The organism is Bradyrhizobium sp., from assembly GCF_035484855.1.
In the GTDB taxonomy this organism is placed as follows: domain Bacteria; phylum Pseudomonadota; class Alphaproteobacteria; order Rhizobiales; family Xanthobacteraceae; genus Bradyrhizobium.
Window position 1 is genome coordinate 1 of the sequence record NZ_DATHOP010000171.1, and the last position, 24,176, is coordinate 24,176.

Annotated in this window: 20 protein-coding genes; 7 read left to right on the forward strand and 13 right to left on the reverse strand. The window is 63.4% G+C overall.

What is annotated here, in order from left to right:
• The first annotated feature begins 75 nt into the window (after positions 1-75).
• The 3 genes from dctP (at position 76) to VK804_RS19385 (ending at position 2,980) form a co-directional block, all read left to right on the forward strand.
• A complete protein-coding gene (gene dctP, locus VK804_RS19375; protein WP_325373193.1) occupies positions 76-1,083 on the forward strand; it encodes a TRAP transporter substrate-binding protein DctP in 1,008 nt (335 codons plus the stop codon).
• 73 nt (positions 1,084-1,156) lie between these two features.
• On the forward strand, positions 1,157-1,672 hold the full coding sequence (locus VK804_RS19380; protein ID WP_325373195.1) for a TRAP transporter small permease: 516 nt from the start codon (positions 1,157-1,159) through the stop codon (positions 1,670-1,672).
• Between the two features lie 18 nt (positions 1,673-1,690).
• Entirely contained in the window at positions 1,691-2,980 is a 1,290-nt protein-coding gene (locus VK804_RS19385; RefSeq protein ID WP_325373197.1) for a TRAP transporter large permease, read from the forward strand.
• Positions 2,981-3,025: 45 nt separating this feature from the next.
• On the opposite strand, the gene VK804_RS19390 is transcribed toward VK804_RS19385, so the two are convergent.
• The 4 genes from VK804_RS19390 to VK804_RS19405 all read right to left on the reverse strand — a co-directional run bounded on the left by VK804_RS19390 (position 3,026) and on the right by VK804_RS19405 (position 9,792).
• Positions 3,026-3,631: a DUF4189 domain-containing protein gene (locus VK804_RS19390; protein WP_325373199.1), complete on the reverse strand. Its 606-nt coding sequence runs from the start codon at positions 3,629-3,631 to the stop codon at positions 3,026-3,028.
• 141 nt (positions 3,632-3,772) lie between these two features.
• The gene (locus VK804_RS19395; protein ID WP_325373201.1) at positions 3,773-8,071 is read right to left on the reverse strand and encodes an AAA family ATPase; all 4,299 of its coding nucleotides are present in this window, start codon (positions 8,069-8,071) and stop codon (positions 3,773-3,775) included.
• A gap of 6 nt (positions 8,072-8,077) precedes the next feature.
• Positions 8,078-9,196, reverse strand: a complete 1,119-nt coding sequence (locus VK804_RS19400) for an AAA family ATPase (protein ID WP_325373203.1) — start codon at positions 9,194-9,196, stop codon at positions 8,078-8,080.
• Positions 9,197-9,213: 17 nt separating this feature from the next.
• Positions 9,214-9,792 (reverse strand): hypothetical protein, encoded by a 579-nt coding sequence (locus tag VK804_RS19405; RefSeq protein ID WP_325373205.1) that lies wholly within the window; start codon positions 9,790-9,792, stop codon positions 9,214-9,216.
• Positions 9,793-10,187: 395 nt separating this feature from the next.
• Between VK804_RS19405 and VK804_RS19410 the strand changes: the two genes are divergently transcribed.
• Positions 10,188-11,582: a tetratricopeptide repeat protein gene (locus VK804_RS19410; RefSeq protein WP_325373207.1), complete on the forward strand. Its 1,395-nt coding sequence runs from the start codon at positions 10,188-10,190 to the stop codon at positions 11,580-11,582.
• Between the two features lie 53 nt (positions 11,583-11,635).
• On the opposite strand, the gene VK804_RS19415 is transcribed toward VK804_RS19410, so the two are convergent.
• From VK804_RS19415 to VK804_RS19425, 3 genes are all read right to left on the reverse strand, one after another.
• Entirely contained in the window at positions 11,636-11,959 is a 324-nt protein-coding gene (locus VK804_RS19415) for a hypothetical protein (RefSeq protein ID WP_325373209.1), read from the reverse strand.
• Between the two features lie 119 nt (positions 11,960-12,078).
• Entirely contained in the window at positions 12,079-12,813 is a 735-nt protein-coding gene (locus VK804_RS19420) for a Crp/Fnr family transcriptional regulator (RefSeq protein ID WP_325373262.1), read from the reverse strand.
• A 278-nt stretch (positions 12,814-13,091) separates the two neighbouring features.
• Positions 13,092-14,060, reverse strand: a complete 969-nt coding sequence (locus VK804_RS19425; protein WP_325373210.1) for a Bug family tripartite tricarboxylate transporter substrate binding protein — start codon at positions 14,058-14,060, stop codon at positions 13,092-13,094.
• 149 nt (positions 14,061-14,209) lie between these two features.
• Here VK804_RS19425 and VK804_RS19430 point away from each other — a divergent pair, with 149 nt between their 5' ends.
• From VK804_RS19430 to VK804_RS19440, 3 genes are all read left to right on the forward strand, one after another.
• Positions 14,210-15,301 carry an amidohydrolase family protein gene (locus tag VK804_RS19430; RefSeq protein WP_325373212.1) on the forward strand — a complete coding sequence of 364 codons (1,092 nt, stop codon included), beginning with the start codon at positions 14,210-14,212 and terminating at the stop codon, positions 15,299-15,301.
• Position 15,302: 1 nt separating this feature from the next.
• Positions 15,303-15,845 (forward strand): AAA family ATPase, encoded by a 543-nt coding sequence (locus VK804_RS19435; RefSeq protein WP_325373213.1) that lies wholly within the window; start codon positions 15,303-15,305, stop codon positions 15,843-15,845.
• Positions 15,846-15,985: 140 nt separating this feature from the next.
• Positions 15,986-16,819 (forward strand): CHAD domain-containing protein, encoded by an 834-nt coding sequence (locus VK804_RS19440; RefSeq protein WP_325373264.1) that lies wholly within the window; start codon positions 15,986-15,988, stop codon positions 16,817-16,819.
• Between the two features lie 28 nt (positions 16,820-16,847).
• Here VK804_RS19440 and VK804_RS19445 read toward each other — a convergent pair whose 3' ends face one another.
• The 6 genes from VK804_RS19445 to VK804_RS19470 all read right to left on the reverse strand — a co-directional run bounded on the left by VK804_RS19445 (position 16,848) and on the right by VK804_RS19470 (position 24,149).
• A complete protein-coding gene (locus VK804_RS19445; protein WP_325373215.1) occupies positions 16,848-18,896 on the reverse strand; it encodes a hydantoinase/oxoprolinase family protein in 2,049 nt (682 codons plus the stop codon).
• A 2-nt stretch (positions 18,897-18,898) separates the two neighbouring features.
• Positions 18,899-20,569, reverse strand: a complete 1,671-nt coding sequence (locus tag VK804_RS19450) for a hydantoinase B/oxoprolinase family protein (protein WP_325373217.1) — start codon at positions 20,567-20,569, stop codon at positions 18,899-18,901.
• Between the two features lie 68 nt (positions 20,570-20,637).
• Entirely contained in the window at positions 20,638-21,477 is an 840-nt protein-coding gene (locus VK804_RS19455) for a phosphodiesterase (RefSeq protein WP_325373219.1), read from the reverse strand.
• A gap of 8 nt (positions 21,478-21,485) precedes the next feature.
• Positions 21,486-22,547 (reverse strand): ABC transporter ATP-binding protein, encoded by a 1,062-nt coding sequence (locus VK804_RS19460; protein ID WP_325373221.1) that lies wholly within the window; start codon positions 22,545-22,547, stop codon positions 21,486-21,488.
• On the reverse strand, positions 22,544-23,329 hold the full coding sequence (locus tag VK804_RS19465; RefSeq protein WP_325373222.1) for an ABC transporter permease: 786 nt from the start codon (positions 23,327-23,329) through the stop codon (positions 22,544-22,546). The genes VK804_RS19460 and VK804_RS19465 overlap by 4 nt, the downstream gene beginning before the upstream one ends.
• Positions 23,330-23,333: 4 nt before the next feature.
• The gene (locus tag VK804_RS19470; RefSeq protein WP_325373266.1) at positions 23,334-24,149 is read right to left on the reverse strand and encodes an ABC transporter permease; all 816 of its coding nucleotides are present in this window, start codon (positions 24,147-24,149) and stop codon (positions 23,334-23,336) included.
• Positions 24,150-24,176: the final 27 nt, after the last annotated feature.

Consider the following 24,176-nt stretch of genomic DNA (forward strand, 5'->3'; position numbering starts at 1 on the left):
ACGGGCGGCCTGCTAGCAAAGATGCAAACAGGTCAGGAAATGACCGCGCATTTGAACACCACCGGGAGGAAAGCGATGAAGCGTCGCGATTTCATGAAGTTGAGCGCAGGGTTTGGCGCGGCGGGTTTGACGGCTGGTCTGGCGACGCCCTCGCCTGTCGCTGCGCAAACCAAGGCGGTCTTCAAGGCATCCGACGTTCAGCCTCCGGGTTATCCGACGGTGGCAGCGACGGAAAATCTCGGCAAGAAACTCAGCGCGGCTACCGACGGCCGGCTCTCGGTGCAGATGTATCCGTCGATGCAACTCGGCGGCGAGAAGGAAACCATCGAGCAGACGCAGATCGGCGCGATCCAGCTGTTGCGCGTCAGCGTGGGATCGATGGGGCCGATCGTCGACGACATCAACGTCGTCAATATGCCGTTCCTGTTCAAGAACACGGCGCATGCGCAAAGAATGATGGATGGACCGATCGGTCAGGAGTTGCTCGATAAGGTCACGGCGGCGCCCAATGCCGGACTGGTCGCGTTGTGCTGGATGGATTCCGGCGCCCGCAGCCTTTACAATACCAAGAAGCCGATCAAGACCATCGAAGACCTCAAGGGCTTGAAGTTTCGCGTCATCGGCAACCCGATCTTCATCGACATGATGAACGCGCTCGGCGGCAACGGCGTTGCGATGGGCTACGATCAGGTGTTCAGCGCCTTGCAGACCGGCGTCATCGACGGCGCCGAGAACAATCCGCCGAGCTATGTCTTTTCCAATCACTACACGGCGGCAAAATATTTCTCGCTCACCGAGCACCTGATCATTCCCGAAGTGCTGGTGTTCTCCAAGAGGGCATGGAGCCAGCTCTCCGCCGACGATCAGGGCCTGATCAAGAAGTTCGCCCGCGAGGCGCAACTGGAAGAACGCGAACTCTGGAATCAGTATCAGCAGAAGGCGATGGACAAGGCCAAGGCGGCCGGCTGCGAGATCGTCGACATCGCCGACAAGGCGCCGTTCCAGAACGCGGTCAAGCCGGTATGGGACAAGTATGGCCCGAAATACCAGGACATGATCAAGCGCATCCAGGCCATCGCCTGACGCGCGCGGTCGGCTTTGCGGGGCGTCGACGACGCCCTGCAAACGCCCGGCCGACCATCGAAAGATCCAAAGCATGGCCGCACTGTATCGACGAACGATGGACGCGCTCTACCTGGTTTGCGTCATCGTCGGCTGCACCGCGCTGGTGCTGATTTCGGCCGTGATCCCGTGGGCGGTCTTTACCCGCTACGTGCTCAACAGCGCCGCGTCCTGGCCGGAACCGATGGCCGTGCTGCTGACCATCGTGCTGACCTTCGTAGGCGCTGCCGCGGCCTATCGGCTCAATCTGCACATGAATGTTTCCTACTTCGCCGACCAGTTGCCGGGGAGATGGCGCCGCCTGCTCGATCTCGTGGTTCAGTTGCTGATGGGGCTGATCGCGACCTTCATGATCGTGTGGGGCGCGCGCCTGGTCGAAGTGACCTGGTACAACACGATCGCGGATTTCCCGTTCCTGTCGGTGGGCGTCACCTATCTGCCGATCCCGGTCGGCGGCGCCTGCCTGCTGCTGTTCATCATCGAGCGGATTTTTTTGGGCGCACCTCCCGATCCGCTTTCACAAGATCATGAAGTCGTGCCGTTCGACTGACCCGGGGCAAGCGATCCAATGGATATCTTCGTTCTGCTTGCCACCATGCTGGTCTGCTTCGTCATCGGCATGCCGATCGCCTATTCGCTGGCGCTGGCCGCGATCGCCGGCGCCTGGTCGATCGGAATTCCGCTGGAAGCGGTGATGCTGAAAATCTCCGACGGCGTCAGCAAGGTGGCGATGCTGACGATCCCGTTCTTCGTGCTCGCCGGCGCGATCATGGCCGAAGGCGGCATGGCGCGGCGCCTGGTCGCATTCGCCGATGTGCTGGTCGGCTTCACCCGGGTGCGCGGCGGTCTTTCCATCGTCAACGTGCTGGCGACGACATTCCTGAGCGGCATTTCCGGCTCGGCGGTGGCCGATACCTCCGCGATCGGTTCGGTGATGATTCCGCAGATGGAGAAGACCGGCTTTCCCCGGGTGTTCGCCACCAATCTGACCATCACCTCGTCGGTGCAGGCGCTGCTGGTGCCGCCGAGCCACAATGCGGTGCTGTATTCGCTGGCGACCGGCGGCACGATCTCGATCAGCGCGCTGTTCATGGCCGGCGTCTTTCCGGGGCTCCTGCTCGGCTTCTCGCTGATCGTGCTCTGTCTGGTCGTCGCCTACCGTGACGGGCATCCACGCGGCCAGACGGTGCCGGCGAAAGACGCGCTCAGGATCACCATCGACGCCGCCTGGGGCATGGTGACGCTGCTCATCATCCTCGGCGGCATTTTGGGCGGCATCTTCACCGCCATCGAGGCCGGCGCGGTGGCTTGCGTCTGGGCGTTTTTCGTCACAATGTTCATCTACCGCGACTATCGCTGGCGTGACCTGCCGGTGCTGCTGCACCGGACGTTGCGTACGGTCGCGATGGTATTGACGCTGATCGCCTGTGCTTCCAGCGTCGGCTATGTGATGGCGCTGACGCAGATGCCGGCCAAAATGACGGCGTTCTTCCTGTCGATCTCCAGCAATAAATACGTCATCCTGTTCCTGATCAACATCCTGCTATTGGTGCTCGGCACGCTGGTCGACATGGCGCCGTCGATTTTGATCGCAACCCCGATCCTTCTGCCCGTGACGCAGAACTTCGGCGTCGATCCCGTTCATTTCGGCATGATCATGCTGCTCAACCTCGGCATCGGACTATGCCATCCGCCGGTCGGATCGATCCTGTTCGTCGGCTGCGCGGTCGGCAAGGTCACGATCGAGCAGGTGATGCGGAAAATCTGGCCGTTCTACGCGGTGATGTTCGTGGTGCTGATGTGCGTCACCTATATTCCGGAAGTGTCGCTGTGGCTGCCGCGGCATGTGCTGCGCTGAGACGGCGGGCTATGCTACGCTCTGATCTGAGCGAGGTCACCGGCCCTATCGTCCGTCGGCGCAGGCCGCGGTGCGCAACTGGCAGCGGCCCTGCGATCGTTCATCCGAATTGCATCTTGTCATCGCTGCGTTTTGCGCTTCCGGGTAGGTTTCGCCTCCCGCCGTGAAGGACAGGTCCCAGCGCCGCCGCCTGTAGGATCCGATAAACGTCGCCAGCGCCGCGCATTGCTTTCCGGAAAAGCTGACGACCTGACAGCCGCCACGACCGAATGCCGCGCATTTCTTGGCGACCTCCGCCTCGGCTTCCGGTTTCGAGGGCACCTTCCAAATCGAGGAATAGGAGCCGTCCGCGGTAAAGCCGATGGCGCCCCACAACTCCGACGGCTGCTGGTCCGGTTCGTCCGGAGCGGACTGGCTGGGCTGGAGACTTGGCGGAATATAATCGGCCTTTGGCGGCGGCAGAGGCGCGGCCGGCGCCAGCGGCGGCGCGTGGGGATCATGTGAGCCCATGGGCGCCTGCGCGATAATCAGACGGCGCGGCATATCCTGCACGGCTTCGCCGGCGACCGCGTAAGACAGCTGCGGCAGCGCGATCTGAAACGCCGTAATGGCCGCCGCAATCGATGTGACAATGAGTCGAACGGCTCGCATCTTTCGGGATTCCGAACCAGGAAAATCTATAGGGTGCCGATAATGTCCCAAGAATCCCGCTCCCGGACAAGAGCCGAACCCGGCAGCGCGGCGAGATTTTCCCAATGCTTTCCAGGAAGCTCGACACGGCACTGGCCATGGTCAGCTGACTGTCGCATCGAGAAGATCCTCGGTTGTGATCCGTGACAGGTCGGCAACCGCGTCCGTCGAGATGCGGATGGCTTGCGCCTCGCGCGCCTTTTCCAGCAGCGTGCGCATCGACCGTGCATTACCCCAATCGGGCAACCTCGATCGCCCTTCAATCCATGCCGTCAAGGCGCTCGCGAAATCGCCGGGAAGCGTGAAGTGTTGACGTTCCGCCATGCGCTTGAGGATTTCGCAGAGATCGCCGGTTCCATAGGCGGGAAAATCAATCGTCTTGGTGAAGCGGCTGCTCAGGCCCGGATTGCTCTCGATAAACCGCCGCATGTCGTTGGGGTATCCCGCGACGATGACGACGATGCGATCCCGGTTGTCCTCCATGAACTTCAAAAGCGTGTCGATGGCTTCCTTGCCGAAATCATGACCGACGCCGAAACCGGCGTTCGCCGCCAGCGTATAGGCCTCGTCGATGAACAGGATGCCATCGAGCGCCTCGCGGCATTTGTCGAGCGTTTTTGTCGCGGTCTGCCCGACATAGCCGGCCACCAGGCCCGAACGGTCGGTCTCCACGATCTGTCCCTTGCGCAGAACCTTCAGCGCCCGGAAAATCTCGCCGATCACGCGCGCGACCTCGGTCTTGCCGACGCCGGGCGGTCCGGTGAACACCATGTGCTGGCTGAGGGCGACGATCGGAAGCCCCTGCGCGCGGCGTTTCTGCTCGACTTCGAGCCGCGCCGAGAGCCGTTTGACTTCCTGCTTCACCGGCGCAAGACCAACCATGGCGTCGAGTTTCCCGAGCGCGGCGGCAATCGAGACTTCGTTATCTTCCTGCTGCTGGCCGGTTGCCAGAACGACATCCTCGATCGTGACCTTTGAAACATCGGCTGACGGATCGGTCGCGAGCCGCAAGGCCTGTGATTCCCGCGTTTTCTCCAGCAGGGTCCGCATTTCGCGGGCATTGGCCCAGTCTTCCGCTTTCGAGCGGCCCTCGATCCAGGGCCTGAGCTTGGCCTCGAACCCATCGGGCAGAGCGAATTGCTGATGCGCGGCCATGCGCCGGAAGATTTCGCAAAGCTCGCTGGAATCGTAGGAGGGGAACTCGATGGTCTTGCTGAAGCGGCTGTTCAGGCCGGGATTGCTGTCGATGAAGCGCCGCATCTCGTTGCGGTAGCCCGCGACGATCACGACGATGCGCTCGCGATTGTCCTCCATGAATTTCAGCAGCGTCTCGATCGCTTCCTTGCCGAAGTCATGACCTATGGTGATGCCGGCCGGCGTACCCAGCGTGTAGGCCTCGTCGATGAACAGGATGCCGTCGAGCGCCTCGCGGCATTTGTCGAGCGTTTTTGTCGCGGTCTGCCCGACATAGCCTGCCACCAGGCCGGCCCGGTCGGTTTCCACGATATGTCCCTTGCGCAGCACCTTCAGGGCCCGGAAAATCTCGCCGATCAGGCGCGCGACTTCGGTCTTGCCGACGCCCGGCGGACCGGTGAAGACCATGTGCTGGCTCAGCGCGGCGACGGAAAGTCCCTGCTCGCGGCGCTTCTGCTCGACCTGCATGCGTGCGACCAGTCCCTTCATCTCCTGTTTCACGGGGACGAGACCGACCATGGCGTCGAGCTTCTCCAGCGCAGCGGCAATTTGAGCTTCGTTGTCCTCGCTCTGCTGGCCGGTCGCCACGACGACGTCCTCGATCGTGACCTTTGAAACATCGGCCGATGGGTCACTGGCAAGGCGCAATGCCTGGGCCTCCCGCGTTTTCTCCAGCAGGGTTCGCATTTCGCGGGCATTGGCCCAGTCCTCGGCCTTCGAACGGCTTTCGACCCAGGGCCTGAGCTTGGCCTCGAAGCCGTCGGGCAAGGCAAACTTCTGCCGGGCGGCCATGCGGCGGAAGATTTCGCAGAGTTCGCTGGAATCGTAGGAGGGAAACTCGATGGTCTTGCTGAAGCGGCTATTCAGACCCGGATTGCTGTCGATGAAGCGGCGCATTTCATTGCGGTAGCCCGCGACGATCACGACGATGCGCTCGCGATTGTCCTCCATGAATTTCAGCAGCGTCTCGATCGCTTCCTTGCCGAAATCATGAGCTATGGTGATGCCGGCCGGGGTGCCCAGCGTGTAGGCCTCGTCGATGAACAGGATGCCGTCGAGCGCCTCGCGGCATTTGTCGAGCGTCTTGATTGCAGTCTGCCCGACATAGCCCGCCACCAGGCCGGCCCGGTCGGTTTCCACGACGTGTCCCTTGCGCAGCACCTTCAGGGCCCGGAAAACCTCGCCGACGACACGCGCCACCTCGGTCTTGCCGGCGCCGGGCGGGCCGGTGAACACCATGTGCTGGCTCAGCGCCGCGACCGGGAGTCCCTGCTCGCGGCGCTTCTGCTCGACTGCCATGCGTGCGACCAGCCCCTTCATCTCCTGTTTCACGGGGACGAGTCCGACCATGGCGTCGAGTCTCTCGAGCGCGGCGGCAATTTGGGCTTCGTTGTCCTCGCCCTGCTGGCCGGTTGCCACGACGACGTCCTCGATCGTGACCTTTGAAACATCGGCAGATGGATCATTGGCAACCCGCAATGCCTGCGCCTCCCGCGTTTTCTCCAGCAGCGTTCGCATTTCGCGGGCATTGGCCCAGTCTTCGGCCTTCGAACGGCTTTCGATCCAGGGCTTGATCTTGGCCTCGAACCCATCGGGCAGCGCAAACTTCTGCTGGGCGGCCATGCGGCGGAAGATTTCGCAGAGTTCGCTGGAATCGTAGGACGGAAACTCGATGGTCTTGCTGAAGCGGCTGCTAAGCCCCGGATTGCTGTCGATGAAGCGGCGCATCTCGTTGCGGTAGCCCGCGACGATCACGACCAGCCGACCGCGATTGTCCTCCATGAATTTCAGCAGCGTCTCGATCGCTTCCTTGCCGAAGTCATGACCTATGGTGATGCCGGGTGGCGTACCCAGCGCGTAGGCCTCGTCGATGAACAGGATGCCGTCGAGCGCCTCGCGGCATTTGTCGAGCGTTTTTGTCGCGGTCTGCCCGACATAGCCTGCCACCAGGCCGGCCCGGTCGGTTTCCACGACATGTCCCTTGCGCAAAACCTTCAGTGCATGGAAAACCTGACCGACGACACGCGCGACCTCGGTCTTGCCGGCGCCGGGCGGACCGGTGAACACCATGTGCTGGCTCAGCGCGGCGACGGGAAGTCCCTGATCGCGGCGCTTCTGCTCGACTGCCATGCGTGCAACCAGTCCCTTCATCTCCTGTTTCACGGGGACGAGACCGACCATGGCGTCGAGTCTTTCGAGCGCCGCGGCGACCTGCGCTTCGTTGTCCTCGGCCTGCTGGCCGGTCGCCACAACGATGTCTTCGATCGTGATCAGCGAAAGATCCGCCGATGGGTCGAGCGAGATCCGCATCGCCTGCGCCTCGCGCGCCTTTTCCAGCAAGGTGCGCATTTCGCGGGCATTGGCCCAGTCCTCGGTGGTCGCGCGGCCCTCGATCCATGCGTTGAGCCTGACCTCGAAGCCCTCGGGCAGGTTGAACTGTTGCCGGGCCGCCATGCGCCGGAAGATTTCCGATAATTCGGCGGGACTATAGGAGGGAAACTCGACGGTCTTGCTGAAGCGGCTGTTCAGACCGGGATTGCTGTCGATGAAACGCCGCATCTGATTTCGATAGCCGGCGACGATCACGACGATGCGGTCGCGATTGTCCTCCATGAATTTCAGCAGCGTGTCGATCGCCTCCTTGCCGGGATCATAATTGTCGCCGTGCGCCGCGGCCAGGGTGTAGGCTTCGTCGATGAACAGGATGCCGTCCAGTGCCTCGCGGCATTTTTCCAGTGTTCTTGTTGCGGTCTGCCCGATGTATCCAGCCACCATGCCGGCACGGTCGGTCTCGACGACGTGCCCTTTGCGAAGCACCTTCAAGCCTCGAAAGATATCGCCGACGAGACGGGCGACTTCGGTCTTGCCGACGCCGGGCGGTCCGGTAAACACCATGTGCTGGCTGAGCGCGGAGACATCGAGACCCTGATCCCGGCGCTTCTGCTCGACCGACATGCGCGCGACCAGGCTTCTGATCTCCTGCTTGACCGGGGCGAGCCCGACCATGGCGTCGAGCCTGGTAAATGCCATCTCCAGGGGTGACGTCTCGGGCGTGTCGTCAGCGTCGACAATTGTGATGGGACGGATCAGATCGGGCGAATTCGCCATCGAGGGCTGAGCGTGCTGCTGCACCAGCCGCACGGCGATGAACGTCACGCTCAACCCTGCGGTGAGAATGAATACGATCGTGAGCGCCGTTATCGTCATATCATGCTAGCCGCGGCCCGTTGCCCGCATCAGATCCGCGATTTCGATGCGCGAAAGGTCGGCGGACGGATCCACCGAGATGCGCATCGCTTGCGCCTCCCGCGCCTTTTCCAACAGCGTGCGCATCTCCCTCGCGTTGGCCCAGTCCTGGGCGCGTGATCGCTCGCTGATCCAGGGCTTGACCCTGGACTGAAAGCCTTCTGGCAAAGTGAAATGCTGCTTCGCCGCCATGCCGCCAAAGATTTCGCAGAGATTGTTGGCACTATAGGCTGGAAAATCGATCGTCTTTGTAAACCGTCCGGCAAGGCCGGGATTGGCGTCGATGAAACGGCGCATCTCGTTGGGATAGCCGGCGACGATCACCATGATGCGGTCACGGTGGTCTTCCATGAATTTCAGCAGTGCGTCGATCGCTTCCCTGCCGAAGTCTCCGCTCGATCCGGGCGTACCTGCAAGCGTGTAGGCTTCGTCGATGAACAAAATTCCATCGAGCGCTTCCTTGCATTTATCCAGCATTTTGGGCGCGGTTTGCCCGATGAACCCTGCGACGACGTCGGCGCGCTGAACCTCGACCAGGTGTCCGACGCGTAGCGCCCGAAGCGATCGGTAGATTTGTCCAAGCGCGCGCGCGACCTCGGTCTTGCCGACGCCCGGCGGCCCGGTGAACACCATGTGCAGGCTCATCGCGGCCGTGGGTAGCCCCTGGGCGCGCCGCTTTTGCTCGACCTGCAGCCGGGCGATCAGGCCGTTGACCTCGCGCTTGACCGGCACCAGCCCCACCATGGCTTCAAGGTCCTCGATGGCCTTGTTGGGTGGCGTATCGGGAACGGTCCGCTGCGGAGCGAACAGCATTTTGATCACGTCGGACATGCCGCCGGTCGGGGCCGGCTGCAGCGCCCCGGTGCGTGCGCCGACCGACGCGGCAATTGTCAGCAGCAGGCCAACGCTGGCGAGCACCAGGACGATCATGGTGCCGCCCAAGACGGCCTGCGTCGAGGGTGACAGACCCTTGATCCATCCCGCCGGCCCCGATTGCGGATTGAAAATCCAGGCGGTGATAACCGCAGCCGCAACTCCCCCGACGATGATCGGGAGGATCGGCTGGTCCTTGAACGGGTTTTTCATCTCGGACCGCGGTTCAGCTAGCAGGGGTTCACGGGACGCCATACGACGGGGATGCTCTGAGCAGCGGGGAGGTCTATCATAACCCTTGTCGGGGTGAGACCAAGGATTGCACCGTGAGCGTTGCCTTCAACGACAATGGTGCCGACGCCTGATCCGTAAGGCGCCGGATAGGGTACCGCGACCCTCTGCATGCCCTCCGTGACGGTAAAATAGGGAGAAACGTAGCTACCCGATCGGATTCGAATTGTGCTGCCGATATCGGCTGCTCCCCTGTCGATCGTCATCGAGACCAGCGGAATCTTGCAACTCTCCGCGTCCTGCACCAGTGGTCCCGCTGCCGACGGCGTCAGCGTAGCCGCGGCGGCACGAATGTCGCGCTGGGCTACATATGAAAGCGTCGGTTGAGCCGAACTGCCCGACATCGGGCTGAGATCGGTTTTCTGCAGCACCAGCCCGACAGCCCCGGCGACAAGCAGAAAGCCCGCCACGGCGATGATTGCCGCGCGCGGACCGGGGCCGCCGCTCGCTTTGGATCGAGGAGCCGCGCTCGCCGCTTTCTCGCTTGCAGTTGCCGGCGTTTGCCCGGATTCAGACATTGCCCTCGCCCCCTGACCAACCGCCCATCAGCCGCGAATAGTCTACTCAAACCGCAAAAGGGCGCAAAGAAATTTGTCGGGCCGCCTGTCAAAAAAGCCTGTCGCCGGGCGCTTTTACGCCTCACGGTTCCGCCCGCTGACGGTCTTGTGCGAAGCTCAGCGGCGTTGCTCCGGCGCGATGCTTCGACGGCGTTTCCACTTGTTGGCGCAGGATATGCAGGATAATTTCTCGAGGCGATGCTTTAACAACGCAGGCGCAAGGCGGTTGTCGTCCATCGGGCACGCTTTCTGGCTATGAAGTAGAGGCCCTGCAAAGGACCAGGTCTATGAACGCGAGGACTTCTTCCTGGCTGCAAGATCACGGTCGGCTTTGGTATGACGACCGATGGTATCGGATGTCATGGATCATCTGGCCTCAGGCGATTGCGATGCTGGTCTTCGTTCTGGCATGGACGCATCCTGGCAGCATTCCCTGGGGCAAGCCGGCCGAGAGCGTTCCCCAAAAGCCGGCGGAGCAAGTCGATGTTGTGGGATCCGCGTGCAGATCGCAGGATTTCAACCAGCGCATCACGGCATGCTCAAGTCGAATCGCTTCGGGCGAGCTGAAAGGCAACCAACTTGCCGAGGCATACTACCTGCGGGGATATGCTCACTATTCCCTGAAGCAGGCTCAATTGGCGATGAGCGATTACAATCAGGCGCTCGCAATCGCACCTGCCAGTCCGTACTTCCTGAATGATCGAGGCGTCCTGTTTCGCGATCTTGGCGACACCGATCGCGCCATGCAGGATTTCGATCAAGCCATCTCCTTGAATCCCAACTATGCGCTCGCCCATGCCAATCGGGGTTACATGCTCAGAAGCAAGCAACGGATGGACGAAGCGATCGCGGAAACCTCCACGGCGATCAAGCTCGATCCCAAGCTGCTATGGGGCTATGAGAATCGCGCGTTCGCCCTTGAAGACAAGAAACAGTGGCGCGCGCTGTTCGACGATGCCCAAAAGATGATCGAGCTCTCTCCCGATTATCGGCTGGCCTACGAATTTCGGGGGCATGCTTATCTCGAGGTCGGCCAGTACCAGGATGCAATCACGGATTTTACAAGATGCATTTCAATGGATTCGACCACAATCTATGGCTATCGCATGAGGGGCCGTGCATACTATTTTCTCAATCAGTACGACAACGCGGCAGCGGATTTTCAGGCTGCGCTGCGCATCGATCCGAACGATCAAACGACGATTTCCTTTGTCAATGACTTGAAACGTCGGAGGCCCGCGAGTCCATCGCCGTCCAGCCCCCAGCAGTCCCAGAATTTTGCCGACGAGCTGACTGACTGGGGCGTCGCGCCGCAGAGCGAATTGAAAATGGAGGTTGGCAGCCAAACGCCGCTCATCATTCCCGGCGGCCGCCGCGTCACGACTGGCGAAATGGTCAATCTGATCAACACCGACGCGATCGTGGTGGACGTTCTGAGGGACACCACCGGCGGTCACCGCACGCTTCCCGGAGCAATCTATATGCCCGGCGCAGGCGATCCCGGCACCTTCAGGGATCGCCTTCAACGCAGATTTTCCTCGGTACTCGCCCAGTTGACCTCGCAGGACGCCAGTCGAACCTTGGTGTTCCTGTGCCAGGGTTCGAAATGCTGGGAAAGCTACAATGCCGCGCTGCGAGCCATGCAATTGGGATATCGCAACGTCTTGTGGTACCGCGGCGGGCTTAGCGCCTGGATCGCGGCAAACCAGCAGCTGCAGCAACCGGCAGCCGTTCGCGACGTGTCCAACTAGAGACGTGTCCAACTAGAGACGTGCGAACAGCGACGACGCGATGTTCGCCCGCGTCAATCGGCCTTGACGCTGCGGATTTCGCCGGCCGGCTGCGCCAGCTGGGTGGGAGCCGCATCCGGCACGATGAAGCCGGCTTCGGCCTGCGCCGCCTGCGCGATCCAGACGGACGCCTCCGGCTTGGCAATCACCAACGCGACCATGGCGACCGCGATGATGACGGGCAGTGCCAGAAATCCGATGCCTGAACCGCGGTTGCCATCGTCGTTGCGAGTTTCGCGTGACCGCTCGAACGTGCCGTGCATGAAAGCCTCCATCTTGCCGATCACCCCGGCACGACTTAACCCCAATGCAGGCAACACCACTGTGAATTGGCTCACACTGGCTGCGAATTGAAATTCCGGAACCCGCGTCCCGCCAAACGCGATGGTTGTACCGCAGCTCGTATGCAAGATTCGTGAGAGACGATGCGGACGATGCGCGGCGGACCGACCGCGCTCTAATCGTCTTCGGTTGCCGCTCCGGCTTCCGCCAGCGCCTGCAGCGGCACTTCATTCAACACCACGATGGCGCCGTGCTCGAGGCGGACCCAGTTGCGCGCCGCCCAGACCCGCAGCTGCTTGTTGATGCTCTCGCGCGTCATGCCGACCATCTCGCTGATTTCCTGTTGGGTCACGGCGATGGTGCGGCCTCCCGGCGCAAGCTTGTGCTTGTCGGTCAAACGAAGCAGCGCGCTGGCGAGCCGCCCCGGCAGGTTCTGCAGAATGATCTGTTCGACCTGGTCGCTGGTCCATCGCAGCCGCGTGCACAATAGTTCGATAAACTTCATCGCCAGCTCCGGCTGGCTGCGAACGAAGGGCAGGAATTCACGGCGGTCGATGATGAAAACCTCGCAATTGGTATTGGCAATGGCGTCGGCGGACCGCGCCTGGCTGTCGAGCACCGACATTTCCCCGAAAATCTCGCCGGGGCCGATCAGGTTGAAGATTGCGTTGCGGCCATCGGCGGAGGAGATGCTGATCTTCACCGTGCCGCTGATCACCGCAAACAGGCAGGTGCCGGCATCGCCCCTGGAGAAGATCGTGGCGCCGCGCTTCAGCGAAGCGTGCTTGGCGTAGCGGCAAAGCTGGTCGAGGGCGTCGGGATCAAGATCGCAGAAGATCGGATGCTTGCGCAGGACCGAAAGCTTGCTGCTCGGAAATGGCCGAGCGTCACCCGTCCTGTCCTGAGGCACGAAGGTCACGATTAATCAACAAGCCCGTTTTTGGCGGATCGGCTCGATGCGGCTGGAACAGAGCGATCAATCCGCTGGAGATGGAAATTATACCCCTTCGCAACCGCAACAGCAAGAAAGCCGGACCGCCTTGCAAGCCTTCAATCGATGCCCGCGCCGCGGCGTCCGGCCGCACTATTGCAACCGGCGGGGAAGGAGACCGCCACCAATGCTGGTTTTTCGATAATTTGCACCTGCGCCGGTTGCAAAACAGTCACCACCTTTACGGAACCGTCGCGCTATTCCTGCGGGATTCCGGTGTCCTTGATCACGCGCGCATATTTGGCGAGCTGATCGCGGGTCAGGACATCCAGCTCCCTGGCCGACGTCCCGCGCACCGTGAATCCCAAATCCTCCAGCTTGCGGCGAACCTCGGTATCGGCGATTGCGTTGAGAACCTCTGTATTCAGCCTGGCGACGATGTCCCTCGACGTGCCGGCGGGAGCCACGATCGCGAACCAGGAATTGAAGAAAAATCCGGGCAGGCCGGACTCAGAGACGGTGGGCACATCGGGGAATTGCGGCAAGCGCTTTTCGGTGGTCACTCCGATCAATCTGAGCTGACCGCCGCGCACCAGCGCTGCGACGGTCCCGATGCCCTGGAAGCCGACCGGAATCTGGCCAGAGGCGACGTCGGTCGCGGCCTGCGTGGCGCCCTTGTAGGGCACATGGGTCAGCGAGATGCCGGCAGCGGAGGCGAACATTGCCATCGCCAGATGCTGCGGGCTGCCGGGTCCCCCCGAGCCATAGTCGATCTTGCCCGGCGCGGCCTTGGCGGCGGCGATCAGGTCGGCTGCGGTCTTGTAGGGGGTCTTGTTGCCGGCGATCAGTCCCCACTCGACGGTTGCCACCAGCGACACCGGCTCGAAGTCCCGGATGATGTCCCAGGGCATGCTCGCATGCAGGTTGGGCACCATGGTCATGACGCTGTCGTTGAAGCCGCCGATCGTGTAGCCGTCAGGCTCGGCTTTGGCGACCTGCTCGGCGCCGATCAAGCCGGAGGCACCCGGCTGGTTGATGATGACGATTTGCTGGCCCATGTTCTCGGACATCTTCTGCGTCACGATGCGGGCTGCGACATCGACGGCGCTCGCGGCCGCCAGCGGCACGATCATCTTGATGGGCCGGTCGGGATAGACCGACTGCGCGAGCGCGGGCGAACCGACGAGCAGCGCCACCGCCGCAGCCAGCAAACGAACCAGACCCATAGCGGATTTCCCTCTATCTCTCGCCAAATTGCACGACGGCTCTCCGAATTCGGGCCGCGAACTTCTTAAGGGAATCATTGCCCTCTCGCTTCCGGCTTGGCAATGTACGCGGAAGAAATCAAGAACAGCCCGTCAGGGAAGGAACAAGAATGACCACCACCCGGAGAAACTTCCTGAAGGGCGCGGCGGCGAGCGGGATCGTCTTCTGCGGTTGCGGGCTGCAGCACGGCGCGCGAGCCCAGCCGGGCACGGCCCGCCTGCCCGTCAAGGTCGGCGGCAAGCGGGTCATGACCGTCGATGCGCACACCCACTGCTATTTTCATGAAGCTCTCAATTTGATGGGAGATGCCGCCGACAAGATCTTGCCGCCGGTCAAGGGCGTCCCGGAGCATTTCATCGTCATCGAGCAGCGCCTGAAGGAAATGGACGCGATGGCGATCGACATGGAGATATTGTCGATCAATCCGTTCTGGTACGGCAAGGACCGCGACACGGCGGCCGCGATCGTCAAGGTCAACAACGAGAAGCTCGCCGAACTATGCGCGTCGCGGCCGGACCGGTTCGGGGCTTTCGCAACGCTTTCCCTGCAATTTCCCGACCTCGCCGTGCAACAACTGGAAACGGCGATCAAGAAGCAGGGCCTGCGCGGCGCCGCCATCGGTGGCAGCGTGATGGGGGAGGATTTTTCCGATCCCAAATTCCACCCCGTCTGGGCCAAGGCCGAAGAACTCGGCGCCGTCCTGTTCATCCATCCGCAGAGCACGCCGGAACTCGCCAAGCGCTTCAAGGGCAATGGCTGGCTGTCGAACACGATCGGCAATCCGCTCGATACCACGATCGCGCTACAGCATTTGATCTTCGAGGGAACGCTCGACCGCTTCCCGGGCCTGAAAATCCTGGCCGCACACGGCGGCGGCTATCTCGGCTCGTACGCGGCGCGCGACGACCATGCCTGCTTCGTCTCGCCGCAGAACTGCAATCCCGACATCAAGCTGAAGAAGCAGCCTTCGGAATATCTCAACCAGCTGCATTTCGACGCCCTGGTGTTCACGCCGGAGGCCTTGCGCCATCTGGTGGCGCAGGTCGGCGCGAGCCAAATCGTGATGGGCACCGATCATCCGATTCCCTGGGAGCAGCACCCGGTCGATCACGTCTTCGCCACAACTACTCTGTCAGATAAGCAGAAGGTGGCGATTTTGGGCGGCAACGCGGCGCGCCTGTTCGGACTGAAGCAGGCTTGAGATGGTGCCGGGCCACCCGGCGCCAATACTGGTGGCGATCGGCGGCCTGTCCGGGACCGGAAAATCGGTGCTGGCGCGCGCGCTCGCGCCGTCCCTCCTGCCGAGGCCGGGCGCCGCGGTGCTGCGCAGCGACGTGCTGCGCAAGCAGCTGTTCCATGTCAACGAAACCGACCGCCTGCCCGAGAGCGCCTACCGGCCGGAGATTACGGCGCAGATCTACGAAATCCTGACGCAGCGTGCGATGCGGATCCTTTCGCAGGGACGTTCGGTCGTGGCCGACGCGGTATTCGCCGAGCAAGCCGAGCGAGAGGCGATTTTCGAGGCCACGCGGCGGCTCAAGGTCCGGTTTACCGGCTTCTTTCTCCGGACCGACCTTGCGACCCGGCTGAACCGGGTCGGCCGCCGCGAGAAAGATGCATCCGACGCCACGGCCGACATTGCCGGGCTTCAGGAGCGCTATAATATCGGCGCGCTCGACTGGACCATCATCGATGCTTCCGGAACGCCGGAGCAGACCCTGAAACAATGTAAGATCGCGCTCTGAGGGGCGTCACAGGCACCCCGGAAACATCGATGCCACCCTCCTCGAAACCTGCGAAAAAAGCCACCGCACGGCAGGCAGCTGGGCGCCGCAGCCCCGCGCCGCGGCTCGACGCGATGATGGCATGCGATACGGCATTCCGGATGGTGGGGCGCCGCTACCTCGGGGACTTGACCGCAAATCATGAAGCGACCTGCAAGGGCGACGCCAGTGCCCTGCATCGAATGCGCATCGCGCTCACGCGTTTGCGCACCGCCATCCTGTTCTTCTCGCCGATGGTTGCCGACATCAGGCAGACCAAAATCAGGCATGAGTTGAAGTGGCTGAACGGGCACCTCGGCCTGCTGCGCGACCTCGACGTCGCGATCGAACGGCTGAAGGCGCTCGACAAGCAGAAGCCGCGGGCCATCCCCTATTACAGATCCTGGGTGGCGAAACGGTCGGAAAGCCATCGCCAGCTGGCGCGGGCGTTACGCTCGGTTCGTTATCGGCATCTGGTCGAAAGCACCGCCGACTGGATCGAGAGCGGACCCTGGTCCACGTCGGGAGAAAGCCACGCCGCCGGACAGCGCGCTGTCCCGATCGTCGAATACAGCGCGGCGAAACTGGCGCAATGGCTCGCGAAACTGCTGCGGAAAAGCCGCAGGCTTCTGAAAATGGATGCGGAGGAACGCCATCGATTGCGGCTGCTGAACAAGAAATTGAGCTATTCGATCGAGACCTTCGAAGACCTGTTTTCGCACAAGAGATTTTCGCGGCTCGAGGCCGGGCTGAAGCATCTGCGCCGGGCGCAGCGCGCGCTCGGGCAGTTGAACGACGATACCAGGGGCCACGCCCTGGCGGCCGCGTTGCCCCAGGATGGGGCCGCAGTGTCCTTTCGATTTCTCAGCCCGAAGCGCGAAAAACGTCTGTTGCAGACCGCGGTCGAGGCCTACCGCAAGCTGGCGGCGTCGACCGAAGGGCGGGGCAAAGGCTGACTGAGGCGGACTGCCGGATCATTTCACCTCAAGCCAGCGCAATATCCAGCCAGCCGAGCGCATTGACGGCGACGCGATCGCCGTCGCCGACGATGACCGTCGTCGTCTCGGCCTCGATAACAGCAGGGCCTGCGAAAGCGTGGCCCGGCCGGAGCGCGGCGAGCGAATAGACGGGAACCTCGCGCCATCGGCCGAAGAAGGCCTGCCGTGTCGTGCGCGGTGAGCATGTCGATGTCGCGGCTGAGGGCGCGGCGCCGGCGTCGCTTCCGCGCTCCGACACTTCGCCGACCGCCGCGACGCGCGCGTTCACGAACACCACCTCCTGGTCGCGCGAGGCGTAGGTGTAGAGCTCCTCGTGGCGGCGGTGAAAGCGATCCTCGATCCGGTCCACCAGCCCGGCCGCGTCCCAGTCGATGCCATCGAGCGGGACGTCGATCTCGAAGATCTGCTCGCCGTAGCGCATTTCCGCCGATCGTTCGATGGTAAGGCGACCGCCGAACCAGGCGCGCAACCGGCCTGCCGCCTGCTGCTCCAATTGCGCAAACAGCCCGCGCACCTCGTCTGCCGAGATGCGCGAGCCCGCGCCATAATGCGTGCGGCTCACCTCGTAGCGCAAATCGCTGGTCAACATGCCCCATGCCGACAACACCGACGCGGCCGACGGCACGATGATGCGCTTGATCTCCAACTCGCGCGCGACCTCGGCCGCATGCAGGCCGGCGGCGCCGCCAAAGCTGAGCAGCGCAAAGCGGCGGGGATCGACACCGCGGCGCAGCGTCATCAGCCTGATGCCATCAGCCATCTTCAGGTTGATCATGCGATAGATGCCGGCCGCCGCCTCGAGCCGCGTCAGGCCCAGCGCCGCTGCGACCCGATCGACCGCCGCTTCCGCGGCGGCGCGGTCGAGCGGACGCTTTCCTCCCATGAAGGCGCCAGCGTCGAGGTAACCGAGAATGACATTGGCATCGGTGACGGTTGGCGCCGTACCGCCGTTGCCATAGCAGGCCGGTCCCGGGACGGCGCCGGCGCTTTCCGGACCCACATGCAGGGTACCGCCAGGATCGACGCCGGCGATGGACCCGCCTCCGGCGGCGATGCTGCCGATGTCGAGGCTGCGCAAGGCGATGCGTTGCCCGGCAAGCATGCCGTCGGCGGAAAGCGACGCGCGCCCCTCCGTAACCAGCGAGATGTCGGTGCTGGTGCCGCCCATGTCGAATGGCACGAGATCGGCAATGCCGAGAAGGTCGGCGCATCGCCTGGCGCCCGAAATGCCGCCGGCGGGCCCCGACAATACCGTACCTGCGGCAAGCCGCGTGGCTTCCTCAACCGGCGCCATGCCGCCATGCGACAGGATGACGAACAGACTACCCTTGAATCCGGACTCGACGAGCCGCCGCTGCAGGCTGGCGAGATAGTGCCGCACCAGCGGGCCGACATAGGCGTTCACGATCGTGGTCGAGACCCGCTCATATTCCTTGATCTGCGGCAGCACGTCGCTCGATGCGGAAATGCTGACGTGGGGCAGTTCGCGTGCCAGCCGCTCGACGGCTGCGATTTCGTGCACGGGGTTGAGGTAGGAGTGCAGGAAGCAAACCGCGACCGACGTCGCGCCGGAGTGTCTGACGGCAGCGATCGCCTCGCCCAGCGAGCGATCGTCGAGCGGTATCGCGATCTCGCCATTGGCCTTGAGCCGTTCGCTCACGCCAAAGCGCCGTTCGCGCGGCACCAGCGGCTCCGGCGGCGGCGAACGCAGGTCGTAGCGGTCGCCCTTGAGACCTTCGCGCATCTCGATCACATCGCGATGGCCTTCGGTCGTGATCAGCGCGACCTTCGCGCCTTTTCGCTCCAGCAGCGCATTGGTCGCCACCGTCGTGCCGTGAACCAGCCGGTCGGCTCTCGCGAGCATCTGTTCCCGCGACAGGTTCAATCTCGCGGCCAGCTCTTCCAGTCCGGCCATGACGCCGACCGACTGGTCGGCAGGAGTCGACGGCGATTTCGCGAACACGGTTCTTCCGTCCTCGGAGATCGCGACCACGTCCGTGTAGGTGCCGCCGACGTCAACTCCGATGGTGAACATCGTCAGGACGCCCGCGCGGACGTCGCGCCGTCATGCGTCAGGCCCTGCTCACGGTCGCGTTGGCGGGCGTGTCCGGACCGCAACGCCGGCGGGCCCCATCCGCCGCCGCCGGATGAGCGGACTTCGAGGCAATCACCGGGGAGAATTTCGATGCCGGTTTCCTTGGTGCGCAACACCCGAGGCGCGCGTTCAGCCGATGTTAGGCGATAATCGTGGGGAACGCCGTCCTCGCCGCCGAGCATGCCGCAGGGTCCGTAGCGCGCGCCATCGCCCGCGGTATTGCCCCGCGCCGGCTTTTCGGTTTCCAGCACCAGATCGAGCGCGACGCCGAGGCCGCCGCGAAACTGCCCGTCGCCGCCCGAACCGGCGCGATATTCGTGGTGACGGAAATGCAGCGGAAAGCGCACCTCGGCGACCTCGATGCTGCCGAACTTGATGCCGCCGACCGAATGCCATTCGCCGATCGACGACCAGCCGTCGCCGCCGGAGGAAGCGCCGCCGCCCGGTCGCGCCTGGAACATGTGCCAGATGAAATTCCGCCGCGTGCGCGGATCCTCGCCCTGGATCGCGATCCGGAAGCGGCGGCCCCATCCGGCCATGGCGCGCTCCGGGCATGAGGCCGACATCGCCTTGATGATGGCCTCGACGATTTCGTTGGACGGATGGCTGGTGCACAGCGTCACCGGCCGCCCGGGATCGGCCCAGACGATGGTGCCCTGTTTGGCGATGATGGTGAGCGGCCGCAAGGCGCCGGCATTTTTTGGAATCTCGGGATCGATCAGATAGGCAAAGGCCATCACCACAGCCGCCTGCATGTTGGCATGCGATGAATTGACGAAGCTGGTCGATTGCGGATCGGAGTCCGACAGATCGACCTCGATATCGCTGCCCTTTTTCGTCACCTTGGCCGCGATCCGGATGTCGTTGCGGCCATGGCCGTCGTCGTCGAGGAAGGCCTCGCCGTAGAACACGCCGTCCTTCCAGGTCGACACCACCGCACGCGCCTGCTGCTCGGCCGTATCCAGGATGGTTTCCACCGCGGCCTCCACGACATCAGCGCCGAATTCCGCAAACAGCCGTGACAGCCGCCGCTCGCCGAGATGCGCGGCGCCAACCATCGCCGCGAGATCGCCGCGAAACTCCCGGGGGTTGCGGATATTCAGCGCCAGCAGGTCGAGCAAATCGTCGCGCAGGCGCCCGGCTTCGTACAACTTGACCGGCGGAACGCGCAACCCCTCCTGATAGATTTCCGTCGCATCGGGATTGTAGCCGCCATGGGTGGCGCCGCCGATGTCGCTCTGATGCGCGCGCACGATGGTCCACAACAGCCGCCGCTCCCCGTCGAACACCGGCACGAAAGCGGTGAGATCGGGCAGATGGCTGCCGCCGTGATAGGGATCGTTGAGCAGGATCACGTCACCGGGCCGGACATCCTGAAACCGCGCCTCGACCGCGCGCGTCGCCCAAGGCAGCGCGCCGACGTGAACCGGGATGTGATCGGCCTGCGCGATCAGGCGCCCGCTTGTGTCGCAGATCGCCAGCGAAAAATCGCGGCTGGAATTGAGGATCTGCGAATAGGAGGTGCGGAGCATGGCTTCGCCCATTTCCTTGACGATCGAGCTCAGCCGGTGCTGGACGACGGATCGGGTGATGGGATCGATGGTGAGCGACATGGGCTCCTGGGGGATGTAGTTTGCGTCAGGAAGCGAGGTTGCCACCTTCACGGATCAACTTCCACCCCTCACAACAACTTCCCATCCTTGCCAAAAAACGGGTGCGGCCCGTCGAACTCCCCGATCGGGACCTGATGGGTCACGACGTCCCCAAATCCCTCCCCCGGCCACCAGACATGCAAATGAAACGCCGGCGGCTCGACCTTGAAGGAGGGCTCGCGCTGTTCGGCCAGATCGAGATCGACGGCGTGGTTGGGCGCGGGGCAAATCGTGGTTGCGACGCCCGCGAATGTCGCAAACGTCGCGCGGTGGACGTGGCCGGTGGCGATGCGTTGGACGCGCGGGTGGCGTCGCACAATGGCAGCGAGGTCGGCCGCGTTGCGGAGATTCTGGCGGTCCATGTGGCCGATGCCGGTCAGGAACGGTGGATGGTGCAGGAACACGAGCGCCGGCCGGTCCGATGAAGACGCCAGCACGGCCTCGAGCCATTGCAGCGTCGGCGCATCGAGCTGGCCATGCGGTTTGCCGTGGACGCTGGAATCCAGCAGCAGCAGGTCGAGCCCGCCGATTTCGATGCGCTGATCGAGCGGCCCGGATGGCGACGCGTAGGCCGCGGATGGAAGCGCGGCGCGCATCAGCTCGCGGGAATCGTGATTGCCGGGAATGCCGGCGAAGGGCAATTGCAGCGGCGCCAGCAGGCGCTGCAGATGCTGATATTCCTCCGCCACCGGCGTATCGGCCAGATCGCCGGAGATCACCACAAAATCGGGCGTTGGCCCGAACGCGTTCAGCGCCGCCACGCATCGCACCAGCGCGGCTGCCGTGTCGACGCGGCCGTAAGCCAGCGATCCCGGCGGCTTGATGTGCAGGTCGGAAATCTGCGCGATCAGGACTGGCTTTTGCGGCATCAACGTTCTCAGTTTTCCGGTGGCAATAGCCTGACGGCTTCCGGCGCGATCGAGAGCCCTACCCGTTCGCCGGCCCTGGCCAGAACCGTGTTCGGGGCATCGACGGTGAGCAATTTTGCCGATGCGCCGGAGACGATGATGCGTTGCCGGTCGCCGATGAAACTGACGCTGTCGATCATCCCCGCGAGCGGTGCGCCCTCGGCTTCGACGATGCGGATGGTCTCGGGGCGGATCATGGCGATGGCGGCCGGCACGCTGGCGTCGCCGCCGACCGGCTGCCGGCCGCCCGGCAGCACCAGATGGCCCGCCTCGAGCGGCGCCTCGATGATGTTGGCGGCGCCGATGAATTCGGCGACGAAGCGATTTTTCGACGCGAAATAGATTTCGCGCGGCGTGCCGATCTGGGCGATCGATCCCTTCTGCATCACCACGATGCGGTCGCCGAGTTCCATGGCCTCGGACTGGTCGTGCGTGACATAGATCGCGGTGATGCCGAGCGCGCGCAACAGCCGGTTGAGTTCCCCACGCAGCCGGTCGCGAAGTGCCGCGTCGAGCGCAGTCAGGGGCTCGTCGAGCAGGAGGATGCCGGGCCGGATCGCGACCGCGCGCGCGAGCGCCACGCGCTGGCGCTGGCCGCCGGAGAGCTGGTGGATGCGGCGGTTCTCCAGCCCCGAAATATTGGTGAGCCGCACCAGTTCGGCGACGCGCGCGGCGCGCTCCTTCGCCGCCATGCCGCGGATCTTCAGGCCGTAGCCGATATTGTCGGCGACGCTCATGTTGGGAAACAGCGCGTAGGACTGGAACACCATGCCGACATTGCGGCTCTCGATCGGCACCGACGTCATGTCGCGGCCGTCGAACAGCACGCGCCCGCCGGCATCCGGCAATTCCAGGCCGGCGATGATGCGCAGCATCGTGGTCTTGCCGCAGCCGGAAGGGCCGAGCAGCACCAGCGTCTCGCCGCGGGCGATGTCGAGAGTTGCGGGCGCCAGCGCACGGGTGCCGTCGGCAAACGTCTTGCCACAGTTCTCGACGCGCACCGCGGCGCCGTGTCCGATGGCCGCGTTCATCGCGCCTGCTCCCTGTCGGCAAATATCTGCATCGCCACCAGTAGCGGAATGATCATGACAAAGAAGATCAGCGTATAGGCGGAGGCCACTTCCAGCCGCATGGAGGCGTAAGCGTCGGCAAGCCCGATGGGCAGCGTTTTTGTCAATGGCGTATGCAGCATCCAGGTCAGGTTGAATTCGCCGAGCGACAGCGTCACCACCATCAGGCTGCCGGCGAGAATTCCCGGCAGCGCGTTGGGCACGATCACGTCGCGAAACCGCCGCCAGGGCGAGGCGCCGAGCGAGGCCGCGCCCTCGTCGAGCGTCCTGATGTCGACGGTCGCGAACACCGCCATCACCGAGCGCACCATGAACGGCATCGTGAAGACGACATGGCCGGTGAGGATGAACAGCCAGGAGCGGCGAAAATCACTGAAACCCTGGTAGGTGAGCAGCAGCGCCAGCGCGATCGCAAGCCCGGGGATCGCCAGCGGCAAGGTGATGATCTCCTCGACCACGCGCGACAGCCGCCCTCCCCGCACGTGCAGGGCATAGGCCGCGGGAACGCCGGCGAAAAGCGTAACCGCCAGCGTCGCAAAGGCGATCAGGAATGAGAGCAGGATGGTGCCGGCATAGAGGTCCCAGACCTGAAACACCCATTGCAGGGTGAGCCCCGACGATATGCCGCGAAAATAGTTTACGGTAACACCCGCGATGATCGACTGGATCGCCGGCACGACCAGGAAGGCTGCGACCAGCAGCGTGAAGATCAGTTGGCCGGTGAAAATCAGGCGGTCTCGCATGGTCTCATCCAGCCGCCGCGACCGCGCTGCCGCTGAAGGAGCGGGCGAGCGCCAGGATGGCCCAGGTGATGATGCCGAGCCCGATCGACAGCGCGGCCGAGGTCGCGAAATTCGCGGCCAGCGTGAACTCGGTATAGATCAGCATCGGCAGCACATCGATATTGGTCGCAAGCGTAAACGCGGTGCCGAACGCGCCCATCGCGGTGGCAAAGGCGATCGCGCCGGAGGCCACAAACGCCGGCCCCAGCGCCGGCAGCACCACGTCGCGCTGCACCGCCCAGGGGCTCGCGCCGAGCGAGCGCGCGGCTTCCTCGAGGCCGGTGTCGAGCTTCTGCACTGCCGCCATGATGGTGAGGATGACGCGGGGGATCGAGAAATAGAGATAACCCAGGAACAGCCCGTAGATCGAATAGGCAAACACCAGTTTTTCGCCGAACAGGCGGTTGGTGAGATCGCCGATCAGGCCCTGTCTCCCGGCGAGCAGGATAATGAGGAAACCGACGACGACACCGGGAAACGCCAGCGGAAAGGTCAGCATTGCGATCAGCACCGCGCGGCCGGGAAAGCGATGGCGCTGCAGGAACATCCCCGCGACGGTGGCGATGGCAAGGGTTGCGACCGTGGTCGCGGCCGCCAGCAGCACGGTGTTGATCAGGGTGGCGCGGTAGCGCGGCTCGGTCAGGATCGCGAGATATCCTGCAAGCCCTTGCGGGCCTTCGGCTCCCGTCACCACCAGCCGCGCCATCGGCAACAGAAAGAACGCCGTCGTCATCACGGCGAGCGGCAGGAGACAGAGCCAGACGAAAGATCGATGCGACATGAAGAAATGATGCCCCTGGCGCGGGGC

What these genes read in the sequence shown, in the direction of transcription:
- dctP (WP_325373193.1), top strand. Translation starts at nt 76, where the DNA reads ATGAAGCGTCGCGATTTCATGAAGTTGAGCGCAGGGTTTGGCGCGGCG.
- VK804_RS19380 (WP_325373195.1), top strand. Translation starts at nt 1,157, where the DNA reads ATGGCCGCACTGTATCGACGAACGATGGACGCGCTCTACCTGGTTTGC.
- VK804_RS19385 (WP_325373197.1), top strand. Translation starts at nt 1,691, where the DNA reads ATGGATATCTTCGTTCTGCTTGCCACCATGCTGGTCTGCTTCGTCATC.
- VK804_RS19390 (WP_325373199.1), bottom strand. Translation starts at nt 3,631, where the DNA reads ATGCGAGCCGTTCGACTCATTGTCACATCGATTGCGGCGGCCATTACG.
- VK804_RS19395 (WP_325373201.1), bottom strand. Translation starts at nt 8,071, where the DNA reads ATGACGATAACGGCGCTCACGATCGTATTCATTCTCACCGCAGGGTTG.
- VK804_RS19400 (WP_325373203.1), bottom strand. Translation starts at nt 9,196, where the DNA reads ATGAAAAACCCGTTCAAGGACCAGCCGATCCTCCCGATCATCGTCGGG.
- VK804_RS19405 (WP_325373205.1), bottom strand. Translation starts at nt 9,792, where the DNA reads ATGTCTGAATCCGGGCAAACGCCGGCAACTGCAAGCGAGAAAGCGGCG.
- VK804_RS19410 (WP_325373207.1), top strand. Translation starts at nt 10,188, where the DNA reads ATGTCATGGATCATCTGGCCTCAGGCGATTGCGATGCTGGTCTTCGTT.
- VK804_RS19425 (WP_325373210.1), bottom strand. Translation starts at nt 14,060, where the DNA reads ATGGGTCTGGTTCGTTTGCTGGCTGCGGCGGTGGCGCTGCTCGTCGGT.
- VK804_RS19430 (WP_325373212.1), top strand. Translation starts at nt 14,210, where the DNA reads ATGACCACCACCCGGAGAAACTTCCTGAAGGGCGCGGCGGCGAGCGGG.
- VK804_RS19435 (WP_325373213.1), top strand. Translation starts at nt 15,303, where the DNA reads ATGGTGCCGGGCCACCCGGCGCCAATACTGGTGGCGATCGGCGGCCTG.
- VK804_RS19440 (WP_325373264.1), top strand. Translation starts at nt 15,986, where the DNA reads ATGGTGGGGCGCCGCTACCTCGGGGACTTGACCGCAAATCATGAAGCG.
- VK804_RS19445 (WP_325373215.1), bottom strand. Translation starts at nt 18,896, where the DNA reads ATGTTCACCATCGGAGTTGACGTCGGCGGCACCTACACGGACGTGGTC.
- VK804_RS19450 (WP_325373217.1), bottom strand. Translation starts at nt 20,569, where the DNA reads ATGTCGCTCACCATCGATCCCATCACCCGATCCGTCGTCCAGCACCGG.
- VK804_RS19455 (WP_325373219.1), bottom strand. Translation starts at nt 21,477, where the DNA reads ATGCCGCAAAAGCCAGTCCTGATCGCGCAGATTTCCGACCTGCACATC.
- VK804_RS19460 (WP_325373221.1), bottom strand. Translation starts at nt 22,547, where the DNA reads ATGAACGCGGCCATCGGACACGGCGCCGCGGTGCGCGTCGAGAACTGT.
- VK804_RS19465 (WP_325373222.1), bottom strand. Translation starts at nt 23,329, where the DNA reads ATGCGAGACCGCCTGATTTTCACCGGCCAACTGATCTTCACGCTGCTG.
- VK804_RS19470 (WP_325373266.1), bottom strand. Translation starts at nt 24,149, where the DNA reads ATGTCGCATCGATCTTTCGTCTGGCTCTGTCTCCTGCCGCTCGCCGTG.